Source organism: Sporolactobacillus putidus (assembly GCF_014647035.1).
Lineage (GTDB): Bacteria > Bacillota > Bacilli > Bacillales > Sporolactobacillaceae > Sporolactobacillus > Sporolactobacillus putidus.
Genome location: NZ_BMOK01000001.1, coordinates 356,166 through 367,227, shown reverse-complemented (window position 1 = coordinate 367,227; position 11,062 = coordinate 356,166). Strand labels below are relative to the sequence as shown.

General features: G+C 48.0%; 12 protein-coding genes. 8 read left to right on the top strand and 4 right to left on the bottom strand.

Annotated elements, in window-relative coordinates:
- Positions 1-106 precede the first annotated feature (106 nt).
- From IEX81_RS01830 to IEX81_RS01815, 4 genes are all read left to right on the top strand, one after another.
- Positions 107-784, top strand: a complete 678-nt coding sequence (locus IEX81_RS01830; RefSeq protein ID WP_188801287.1) for a response regulator transcription factor — start codon at positions 107-109, stop codon at positions 782-784.
- A complete protein-coding gene (locus tag IEX81_RS01825; RefSeq protein ID WP_188801285.1) occupies positions 784-2,169 on the top strand; it encodes a sensor histidine kinase in 1,386 nt (461 codons plus the stop codon). Before IEX81_RS01830 ends, IEX81_RS01825 begins: the two co-directional genes overlap by 1 nt.
- Before the next feature lie 83 nt (positions 2,170-2,252).
- On the top strand, positions 2,253-3,257 hold the full coding sequence (gene yhaM, locus IEX81_RS01820; RefSeq protein ID WP_188801283.1) for a 3'-5' exoribonuclease YhaM: 1,005 nt from the start codon (positions 2,253-2,255) through the stop codon (positions 3,255-3,257).
- Positions 3,258-3,364: 107 nt separating this feature from the next.
- Entirely contained in the window at positions 3,365-3,658 is a 294-nt protein-coding gene (locus IEX81_RS01815; RefSeq protein ID WP_188801281.1) for a sporulation YhaL family protein, read from the top strand.
- Between the two features lie 113 nt (positions 3,659-3,771).
- On the opposite strand, the gene IEX81_RS01810 is transcribed toward IEX81_RS01815, so the two are convergent.
- Entirely contained in the window at positions 3,772-4,659 is an 888-nt protein-coding gene (locus IEX81_RS01810; protein ID WP_188801279.1) for a peptidylprolyl isomerase, read from the bottom strand.
- A 423-nt stretch (positions 4,660-5,082) separates the two neighbouring features.
- Here IEX81_RS01810 and IEX81_RS01805 point away from each other — a divergent pair, with 423 nt between their 5' ends.
- Entirely contained in the window at positions 5,083-5,688 is a 606-nt protein-coding gene (locus IEX81_RS01805; RefSeq protein WP_229727425.1) for a YpmS family protein, read from the top strand.
- Between the two features lie 146 nt (positions 5,689-5,834).
- A complete protein-coding gene (locus IEX81_RS01800) occupies positions 5,835-7,067 on the top strand; it encodes an aminopeptidase (RefSeq protein ID WP_188801277.1) in 1,233 nt (410 codons plus the stop codon).
- Positions 7,068-7,179: 112 nt separating this feature from the next.
- On the opposite strand, the gene IEX81_RS01795 is transcribed toward IEX81_RS01800, so the two are convergent.
- The 3 genes from IEX81_RS01795 to IEX81_RS01785 form a co-directional block, all read right to left on the bottom strand.
- Entirely contained in the window at positions 7,180-7,584 is a 405-nt protein-coding gene (locus tag IEX81_RS01795; protein WP_188801275.1) for a YtxH domain-containing protein, read from the bottom strand.
- 148 nt (positions 7,585-7,732) lie between these two features.
- The gene (locus tag IEX81_RS01790) at positions 7,733-8,281 is read right to left on the bottom strand and encodes a tryptophan transporter (RefSeq protein ID WP_188801273.1); all 549 of its coding nucleotides are present in this window, start codon (positions 8,279-8,281) and stop codon (positions 7,733-7,735) included.
- A 135-nt stretch (positions 8,282-8,416) separates the two neighbouring features.
- Positions 8,417-8,854, bottom strand: coding sequence for an HIT family protein (locus tag IEX81_RS01785; RefSeq protein ID WP_188801271.1), 438 nt, complete (start codon positions 8,852-8,854; stop codon positions 8,417-8,419).
- Positions 8,855-9,088: 234 nt separating this feature from the next.
- Between IEX81_RS01785 and IEX81_RS01780 the strand changes: the two genes are divergently transcribed.
- Entirely contained in the window at positions 9,089-9,841 is a 753-nt protein-coding gene (locus IEX81_RS01780; protein WP_188801269.1) for an ABC transporter ATP-binding protein, read from the top strand.
- A complete protein-coding gene (locus tag IEX81_RS01775; protein WP_188801267.1) occupies positions 9,829-11,049 on the top strand; it encodes an ABC transporter permease in 1,221 nt (406 codons plus the stop codon). The genes IEX81_RS01780 and IEX81_RS01775 overlap by 13 nt, the downstream gene beginning before the upstream one ends.
- The last annotated feature ends 13 nt before the right edge of the window (positions 11,050-11,062 follow it).

Below are 11,062 nucleotides of genomic sequence, written 5' to 3'. Positions count from 1 at the left end.
AGGCCGTCCTGGCCCCCGAAACTAAGGCAACGCCAGCGCCAAAGGCTTGGCGAAGCCAAGTTTACTGATAGTGCGGGAATTTTGAGCGGAATAAGGATGAGTATAAATGAGCGAAACTGCCTTTCAAATTAATCTTGTCGAGGATGAGGAAAGCCTCGCCTCCATTCTGAAGGTTTATATGGAAAGAGAGGGATGGAGCGTTTCCGTCTTTCGGACAGGCGAAGAAGCAATCAAATTCATGCATAACGGTGTTCACCTGTGGATTCTTGATATTATGCTTCCGGGCATGTCCGGATATGATTTGATTCAGAAGATCAAGGAGAACCATTCGGAACAGCCCGTCATTTTCATCTCGGCCAGAGACCAGGATCTTGACAAAATCATCGGGCTGGAACTCGGCAGCGACGATTATCTGGCCAAACCCTTTCTGCCAAAAGAACTGGTCATTCGCGCCAAAAAGCTGCTGCACCGTGTTTACGGCGGGGGGCTTCATGAAAATCTTCTGTCCATTTCCAAGTATCAGATTGATGTCGTCCGCCGAAAAGTTTTTGACGAAGAAAAATCGGTCATTGATTTGACATCAAAGGAGTTTGATGTCCTGTTGTACCTTGTCGAAAATGCTAACGTCGCAAAGTCGCGAAGGGATATACTCAAAGAAGTATGGGGCGAAGACTATGTCGGATCGGATCGTGCGGTTGACGATGTTGTCCGGCGAATCCGGAGAAAACTGAGCCGCCTGTCGCTTGAGACAGTTTACGGTTCCGGATACAGGGTTGTGTCCTGATGTTCAAATGGACACTGACAAGGCGCATCTGGCTGTCATTTGCGCTTCTTGTATCGATTATCGGCATCATCATGACTGTTGTCTATCCTTACTCCATTCAGAGCGCTTTGAAAGAAGACTCTTTTGAGACGATTGAGCAGGAGCAGCTGCAGAATGTGCTGCACCAGGATTCGGGAAACTATGGAGTCGATAATTCGGGTTCCGGCTTTCTGGATCGCCAGCAGGCGGTCAAGGCGGTCGGCAACCTGCTGATCGACTCGAATTACCGCCAGATTCTCGGCAATCCGATCCCGGCTTCCGTTTTCAATGAGATGAAGGCTCGCATCCGGCGGCAGAAAGCGGGCTCCCAGCGTTACGAACTGGTTTATCACGGTTCGACATTGTACTATGTCGTACGGCGTGTGAATGCCAATCTTGAAACGGGTTATCTCATTTCCTACATGTGGAATACGTATACTAATGAACTGATGCATAAACTCTGGGCCAGGCTGATCTTCATCTTCATCCTGACAGGCATTCTGGGCCTTTTTATCGCATTCTGGCTGGCACGCTATTTAAAACGCCCCCTGGACATTCTGGGCAGCCGTTTCGAAGAAATTTCACGATTGAATTGGGAGAAACCATTTGAATGGAAAGGCGACTATGAATTCGAACGGCTTTCTTCGCAGTTTGAAAAAATGCGGCTGAACCTGATGAAATACGACGAGTCGCAGAAAGTTTTCCTCCAGCAGGCGTCTCATGAACTGAAGACCCCGATCATGGTTGTGCACAGCTACGCCCAGTCCGTTAAAGACGGAATCTACCCAAAGGGAGATCTTATGGATTCCATGGACGTCATTATTCATGAATCGGAACAGATGGAAAAAAGGGTCAGAAAACTGCTTTATTTTACGCGTTTCGATTCTCTGCGAAGCCAGAAATTTCACTTTACCCGGATGACGTTCGGCGAGATTGCCCTGTTCATTCAGAAACGCCTGATGACTCAGCGCCCGGACATCAAGATTCATGTTCAGGGGGAAGAAACAGCCGTCTGGGGTGACAAGGAGCAGTGGCAGACGGTCTTCGAAAATCTGGTGGAGAACGGATTGCGCTATGCGGAGCAAAACATATGGATGATTGCAGAAGAACGGAACGGCGAGACAATCTTGATTGTTAAAAACGACGGCCGGCCGATCCCCGAAAACAAAATGGAAGCGATGTTTGAACCCTTTGAAAAAGGAGAAGGGGGCCAGTTCGGGCTTGGCCTGGCTATCGTCAACCGTATCGTCCTGCATCATCAGGGGCGGATCAAGGTTGAAAACAGCGGAGACGGCGTGGCATTTATTATATCTGTGCCGGCACCGCCAAGAGAAAAACTTTTGCAGGCTCCTGATCAGGCGAAGTAGGAGACTTTTCGGGTCGGGGTTTCCGTTATGCGTTTTCGAGGATATCTCAATGAAAATTCGGCCGCGTACCACTTATGAAGGGAATGGGAAAGTTGAAAGGGATCGCGTTTTATAAAGAGGGAGAACATGTCCGTGATTACTTATTGATTAAAACCGTCACAAGAGGAACGGCAAGCAATGGAAAACCTTTTCTCACCATTGTTTTGCAGGATAAATCCGGGGATATTGAGTCGAAACTCTGGGGATGCACGCCGGAGGATGAATCAAACTATGTTTCCGGCGCGGTCGTATTGGCCGAAGGGGATATCATGTCATACAGGGGAAGGAATCAGTTTAAAATCCGCACCATCCGTCTCGCGGACGAACATGATTCGGTCAAAAAATCCGAACTGGTCATGGCGGCTCCGCTTTCAATAGAGGCTCTTGACGAAAAAATAACACAGTATCTTTTTGAAATTAAAAATCCGGTGATTCAGAGGCTGACACGCGCACTCCTGAAAAAACACCATCGCGAATTTTATGAATATCCGGCAGCAGCCAGCATTCATCATAATTTTCTTTCCGGTCTCGCCTATCATGTGTGCTGCATGCTGGACATGGCCAAGGCGGTCGCCAAGCTCTATCCGGAAGTAAACTGCGATCTGCTCTACGCGGGCATCATCCTTCATGATATGGGCAAACTCAAGGAATTATCAGGCGTCACGTCAACAAGCTATACCCTTCCGGGAAATCTACTCGGTCATATTTCAATCATGATTGACGAAATCGGCAAAGTGGCCGGTGAGATGGGAATGGCCGAAAAAGAAGAAGTGCTCCTTTTGCAGCATATGGTGCTCAGCCATCACGAGAATCCCGAATGGGGCAGTCCGAAACCGCCGCTTTTCAAGGAAGCGGAAATTCTTCATATACTGGACGACATGGATGCCAAAATGAACATCATGACACGGGCAATTCGGAAAACGCGACCGGGAGAATTCTCGGAGCGCGTCTTTGCACTGAACAACCGCTCCCTGTATCGCCCCTCCTTCGATAGGGATGACGGGGATGAGTCCTCTGCTTTTCCGTCCAGTATCGAGGATAAGCAGTGACAGACCGTACTATTTGTCCGAACCTGCGCATAAAAATAGGGTATTAGGGCGCAATCAGACGATCCGGATTGCTGAAAAACCTGAAATTGTGCGGAGGAGGCTGGAAAATGAAACAGGTAAGACGTTCTTTATATGCCGTTGTTCTGCTTTTCATGTTATTTATGATGCAGCAGCTCGGCCTGATTGATCCGATTCTTTCCAAAATCGAAGGTGTGGCCTGGTGGGTTTATCTGTTAATTGCCGGTATTCTCTTTAGTGGCTACCAGGCTTTTTCCATTTCCAGGGAAGATAAAGAAATTGATGATGAGTGGGTCGAAAAACAGGGCAGCGTTTATATGAAAAGGATGGAGGCTGAAAAAGAGCGGCGTAACCGAAACAAAGATCCGAAGGCCATGCTTTGAACGGAGAGCCCCCCGATTTGCCCGGCAGACAAGGTCAAAGATACAACTGATTCTGAAAAAAAAAGCCGCTGACGGATAAGCGTTTCAGCGGCTGCTTTTTTTGATTTTTACCGTTACTGTGCTGAAGTTGATGAAGGAGTCGTGGAATTGAACAAGTTTGAGAAACTTTTGTCCTTAACCTGAACATCGGCATCCTTGATCAAAGTCTGCATAACTTGGCTTTGGGATTTTTGCTTGCTTGTCAGATAGGCGGATCTTACTTCCGACTTGATCTGATTGAACGCATCTTTTTTTCCTTCAAGCTTGATGATGTGATAGCCGCCGTCCGTCTTCGAATAGACAGGATTGCTGATCTCGCCGACTTTTAATTTCATTGCCGCGTTGCTGAATTCCGGAACCATTGTCGAAGCCTGGAACCAGCCCAGTTCTCCGCCTTTCGCGCTCGTCCCCTGATCGATCGAATTTTTCTTAGCAAGTGTGGCAAAATCAGCCCCGCTCTTCAGCTGCTGAAGAATGGAATCCGCCGTTTGTTGGTCTTTGACGAGAATATGACTCGCTTTCAGCTGGGTAAGCTGAGCCTTGTTCTTATTATAATAGTCAAGCAGCGCCTTGTCGGTGACCTTGATGCCGGTCTGCTGCGCTTTTGTCATCATCAGGGAATCCTTGATGTTGCGCCTGAACTGGCTGTCAGTCAAATTATTCTGGGCAAGTGCCGCGTCAAACGACTGCCGGTCAGGAAAAGTTTTTAAAACCTGATTATACTTTGCATCGACTTCTTTTTGCGACACATTGTATTTGCTTGATAATAGTTTTTCATAGACCAAGTTTTGAAGGATCTGACTGCCGTTGCTGCTTGTTTTCAGTTCATTGTAAAAATCCTGTTCCGTAATATTGCCGCTTTTGGTTTGGACAACAACGGCACTGCCCAAACTGCTGTTCCCGCAAGCTGCAAGGCCGGAGAGCCCAAGCAGCGCGGCAAAAACAATGATTAATTTCTTCACTATGTCCACTCCTATTTGAATTAGTCCCTTCTAAAGGATGTCCGATTCGAACAATCGCTTCTCTACAGAATCTTCGAAGAAACTTATTTTAATCCGTCGCACCCGCCGTGAAAATTAGGCTGCCAATAGAGCATGCACCGGATCGCTCCCCATCAACACTGTTCATTCTACCCGAAAGAAGGCGGGCTTGTCGAGGTAATTCACCAATTCATCCGTCTCAGCCATTCGAAAAAAGTCGCGATGCCGTATAAACAAGGGGTTCTGAAAAAATATAAAGATTTTGTCAATACTCGGAAACCGCCGGAAAATGCGCTATAATTAATAAATTCGAACGGTGCATACCTGGATCATTTAAGATGCCGAAATGATGTATTTTCCAAATTTAATTAAAAAATTGGCGCTCGGAAAGGGGCAACGTCGGAATTGAATGAAAAAAGATTGTTGATGAATGACAAAAGGCGAAAGAATCTATGGAAAGCCGCTTTTTTCGCACTGCTTTTCATGATTTTGCTGACTATAATTTTGCTTTTCAGTCTGCTGACGTCAGGATTCTCCGGAACATCACAACCTATCCCTTCAAAATTGACTGGTGGAAACGCTATTTTCACCGTTCAGGCCAATAAGCTGCAGCTGCAGAATATGATTAATGATCAGATACGAGGAAATCAGAATAACAGGCTGTCGTATCAGGTGACCATCGGTGACAGGGTTGTTCTGAAAGGGGATTATAAACTGCTGTTTACCGGTATTCCATTCACACTGACATTTGATCCTGTCGTCAGCAATGGAGCGATTATTTTGAAAGAATCCAATGTGCGGCTTGGCAATCTGAAACTTCCTGATAGAGAAGTCCTGAATTTCTTAAAAATCAGCGCGGGTTTTCCGGACTGGGTTATTTTCCAGCCGGACAAGCAGCAGATCTATATCGATCTGACAAAGATCAGCATACAGAACCGGCTCTATCTTCAGGCTGAAACGATCGATCTCCCAAAGAACATTGTTTCTTTTACCGTCCATCAGAGGCATTGAGACATCTTTGCGGGAAGGGTCCATGAAAATCGGTGCCGGGGTTTGCGTATATTCGTCCGTAAAGTGATAAAATAACTTTGGATGCATTTGAAGAAAAAGCGGCCGGCAGTCTGCTTAAAAGTTCAATGACATGGAGGACGGGGAAAATGAAAACCTTTGCACAAAAACTGGAAAAATATGCTGATCTCGCTGTTAAAGTCGGGGCGAATGTTCAGAAAGGGCAGGAAGTGATTATCAAGGCCCCGATCGATGCGGCGGAGCTTGTCAGGATTGTGACAGAAAAATCCTATGAGGCGGGCGCAAAGCGCGTCTATTTTAATTGGACGGATGATCAGCTAGATCATCTGCGTTTAAAATATGTCTCTGAGGATGTGCTCCGTGATTATCCGGTGTGGAAAGCGGCCGGTCTTGAAACTCTGGTCAAAAGGGGCGCGGCCTGTATTGATATCCGTACGCCGGGGATTGGCGTCACTGATGGAATTGATCCGCACAAGTCGGCGGTCGATCAAGAGACGGAATGGAAAGCGCTGGATGCTTACTATGATTATCGTATGTCCGATCGTGTCAGCTGGACGATACTGATTTATCCGACTGTCAGCTGGGCGAAAAAGATGTTTCCCGGGAAAATAAGGGAGCTCGCTGTCAGCGACCTGTGGAATGTTATTTTTAAAATGACAAGAGTTGATCTCGAGGATCCGATACAGGCATGGAAGGAACATCAGAAGAATCTGGCGGACAAACTGTCGGTACTGAACCGGAAAAAATACCGGAAACTGCATTACCGGGCGCCGGGAACGGATCTGGAGATCGCTTTTGATCCCGCTGCTCATTGGGACGGCGGCGCGTCAATGAGCAGCAGCGGAACGCCGTTCGTTGCCAATATTCCGACTGAGGAAGTATATACGCTCCCCTTGAAGACAGGCGTCAATGGCACGGTGACGAGTACCAAACCGCTGAATTATGGAGGCGTACTGATCGAGAAACTGTCCCTGACGTTCCGGGAGGGCCGGATTGTCCGGGTGGAGGCTGAACAAGGGGAGGAAGTGGTCAGGCACTTGATTGACACGGATGAAGGCTCTCATTATCTTGGAGAAGTGGCGCTTGTGCCGAATGATTCCCCCATTTCCAAATCCGGTCTGATTTTTTATACCACACTTTTCGATGAAAATGCTTCCTGCCATCTGGCTATCGGGAAAGCCTATCCGACCTGTCTGGACGGAGGGACTAAAATGTCCGAGGAGGAACTGGAAGTGCATGGTGCGAATAACAGCCTGATTCACGTGGATTTTATGATCGGCTCAAACCGGCTTGATATTGACGGACAAACAGTGTCGGGCAAGTGGGAACCCGTTTTTCGTGGCGGTGTCTGGGCACTTTGACCCTTTCCGGGGCCGCCGAATTCCGGATCACACATCCGGACACTAAAAAATGCCGCTTTCCGTTTTTTGGAAAGCGGCATTATACTTGCTTGGTTTCGGCAAAACTTCGAAATTATAGAGAAGGAGGTGTTTCTTCTTCACCGGGCTTCTTTTCAGGAGAGTTAGACCTGAGCTTATTGCTCAGCTTTTCTTTTGCAGCTTCGAGTTGAACGACGTTATTTTTGATTTTGGTCAGATAAGGCTGAACGTCTTCCTTCCATCCCTTCAAAAGTTCGCCGATGTCCGACACCGTCGATTTTAACACGGGAAGGCTTTCATCTTTCATCGATAAAACGCGGTCTTTGACCGTACTCAGATTGTTGGCGGCATCCTTGAGCGGCTGCTGAATGGCGGAAGCCCTTTGCAAAATGTCGTTTCTAATATCCTCGCCCTTTTTCGGCGTTACGAGAAGAACAACGGTACCGCCGACAAGTCCGCCGATTGCGGCTCCGATCGTGTACGATATAAATTTTCCCATAGCGTTTCACCTCTTCAGATAATCTTGACTATCCTTATTATAACCTAGTCGGGTTCGATTATCACTCTATCAGTCAGTATCTTTGCATATTAAAAAGCCCTGCAGTCCGCAGGGCTTTTTCACCCGTCTTATCCCGCCGGGTTCCCCGTCAGTGTAGGGCCTTTCCGGCACCTGGACGGAAGGCATTACTGCGTTCGGCAATTCGGACGATGATGGGGAAAAGGATCGCCGTCAGAACGGCATTCACGGCAGCCGTCGGCAGAACCAGTGTGACGAAAAGTCCAAGGAAGGTCCCATGGTTCAATCCGGACAATAAAATCATCATTGAAAGAAAAACCGTGCCGCTGAGAGCCGTTCCCAAACCAGCGATCACAACCCCGGCAACGTATTTGGGAATCTTTGAAAGATGCGGCGCGATTGCCGAAAAAAGGAAGAAAACGACTGTCGCAGTAACGAGTTTGTCAATGACGTGCGGAAAAAATCCTCCCGGCATGCTTGTCGTTATTCCGGCCAGAATTCCGGCGACAAGGCCGATAATCAGAAAACTCTTTTTATCGGCAAAGAAATAAAGGGCCAGGAACAGCATCACAAGCGAAAGATCGGATTTCATACCAAACAGAAGCCCCGGAACCACTGTATGAAGAACGGTTCCGATGGCCAAAAACAAAGCGACGATAATTAAATTCTGAAGTTTCACGCTGATCTCTCCTCAAGCTAAACTGATCGTTCTCCGGCAGTGCCCTAACAGCCTGCCGCAAGATTTTACAAACACTATACACTTATTTTTTTGAAAAGGCAAACTTGTTGAAAAACATTCGATTTTTCTAAACGATTATTCACCTTTTATATTTTCAGCAATCGCCTGGGCAATAGCCGAGCGCTGCTCATTTGAATAGTCTTCCGCATGTGACTTGAAACTGAACGTAAACGTATCTTTTTCGTCGTAACGCGGAATCAGATGGATGTGATAATGAAAGACGCTTTGCCCCGCCAGAGTGCCATTATTATTTAGAACATTCAGCCCCGCAGGATGAAAGGCTTTGCCGATTGCGGCCGCAACGAGCGGAACACGGCGGAACAGTTTTGCGGCGACATCCGGATTCAAGTTGAAAATGTCTTTTTGATGCACTTTCGGTATAATCAGCGTGTGCCCTTTCGTGACCTGGCTGAGGTCGAGAAAGGCATATACATCTTCATCCTCATATACCTTCGCACTCGGAATCTCGCCGTCAACGATTTTACAGAATATGCAGTTTGATTCATCTGACATGGTGGCTCATCCCTTCTTTGTCTCATTTCAATCATCATGCGGCTTATAAAGCACTTTCATGAATTGTTTCTATTTTAACACAACTGATTAAGCGGATTGTTTTTAATTGGTAAAAAGAAAAAGGATTTTCGGGAGAAGGGTCGGAATTTACGATTCGCGCTTTTTTTTGTTAGACTTGTATAAGAAGGAAAAAATAAAACTTATCACGAGTAAGCAAACGGCAGGTGTGAACATATGAATACGATCTTATCCGTGGAACATCTCAGCGGCGGCTACTCGCATCAGCGCCCTGTGCTGCACGATGTGTCCTTTGAAATGAAAGCAGGCGAACTCGTCGGTCTAGTCGGCCTGAACGGAGCGGGCAAAAGCACAACGATCAAACACATTCTCGGTCTGCTTGATCCGTTTGAAGGCGAAATACGGGTGAAGGGGCGAACGGTTAAAGAAGACAAGCTTGCTTACCGGCAGAAGATGGCCTATGTCCCGGAGATGCCTGAACTTTACGAACAGCTGACGCTTGAAGAACATCTGAAGTTAAGTGCGATGGCCTACCACATGGACAGGAAGACCTACGAAGAACGAAGCGCCCGTCTCCTGGAACTTTTCCACATGGAAAAGAAGCGGCACTGGTTTCCGACTCATTTCTCTAAAGGCATGCGCCAGAAGGTGATGATCATGTGCGCTTTTCTCATTCAGCCGGAATTGTACATTGTCGACGAACCTTTTGTCGGGCTTGATCCGATCGGCATCCAGTCCCTTCTGGATCTCATGGAGGATATGAAGCACCAGGGCGCGGCCATACTGATGTCGACCCACATCCTGTCAACGGCGGAACAGTACTGCGACCGGTTCATTATTCTTCACGAGGGGAAAATTGCCATCCAGGGCACAATCGAAGCAATCAGGCAGCGGTACGGCGACAGCAAGGCATCGCTGCATGATATTTATCTGGCCGTGGCAAGGGGGAGGGCAGAATGGCTGAACTGATCAAACTCTGGCGGAGAAGGCGCGCCGATAATTTTCGGATGCAGCTGCGTTATTGGAATCTGATCGGCAAAAACAGCGGTCTTATGTTTGTTCTTTACGCGATCGTGATTATCGGAGGGTTTTACTATAAACGCTGGCTTGACGGTCTGCCGAAAGATTTTCCCGCCGCCTTGATGGTAACCGCTATTTTATCTGTTCCTGCCGTACGCTCGCCGATCCGCACATTTATGCGGCCTGCAGACAGGGTGTTTCTTCTTCCGGTCGAAGCGGAGCTCGGCGGCTATTTCCGCATGAGCAAATTATACAGTTTTATTATTCAAAGCGCGTTTCTTATTTTCTTTCTGCTGATTTGCGCGCCGCTCTATGCGAAGAGTTCTGCCGGAACCGCATCTTATTGGATTGTGGCCGCCGCCGTTTTTGCGGTCAAGGGGTGGAACATCGACTGCCGCTGGCAGGAACAGTCCATCGACGGCATCGTGCCGCTGAAAATGCTCCGTTTCGGGCTGTCATTCTTGTTTTTATACGGTTTGATCGGGGACCTGAACGGGGTGGTGGCTGCGGTCTGCGCAATTATCATGCTGCTTTCCGGTATTTTCCTGTTTCATCGCCAGGCCGGCCGCTCCCTTTTAAAGTGGGACCGGGTAATTGAAATGGAAAATAGACAGGAGATGCAATTTCTTCGCTTTGCTAATCTTTTTACGGATGTTCCGAGACTGAGACATCGTGTCAAAGCAAGAAGGCTGATCAGCGCTTTTTTCCCAGTACGTGCGTTTGGCGAAGAAAACGTCTATCGTCAGCTGTTCATTAAAACATTTCTTCGCGCAGATGATTATTTCGGTATTTACATGAGGCTCACAGCGGCAGGGGCGCTCATCTGTTTTTTTATCAATAACGGCTATTACACGGCACTTGTGGCAGCGGCAGTGGTCTATCTGACAGGCCTGCAGCTGCTGCCACTGTGGTACCACCCTTTCCCGCAGGCGCTGGCCGGCATGTATCCGATTGCCGGCCGTTTCAGGAGGAAAAGCTTTCTCAGGCTGATCCTCGCGCTTCTCGCCGCGCAGAGCTTGATCATGAGCCTCGCGGGCGCCCTCGGCGTCCGCAGCGCGGCGAGTTTCCTGCTTTTTCTGGCTGCCGGAATTGGGGCCGGTTCACTGTTCACCTTGGTCTATACAAAACAGAGGCTTGAGAAAGAAAGTCGTCAGTAGAAGGGCGTCCGCC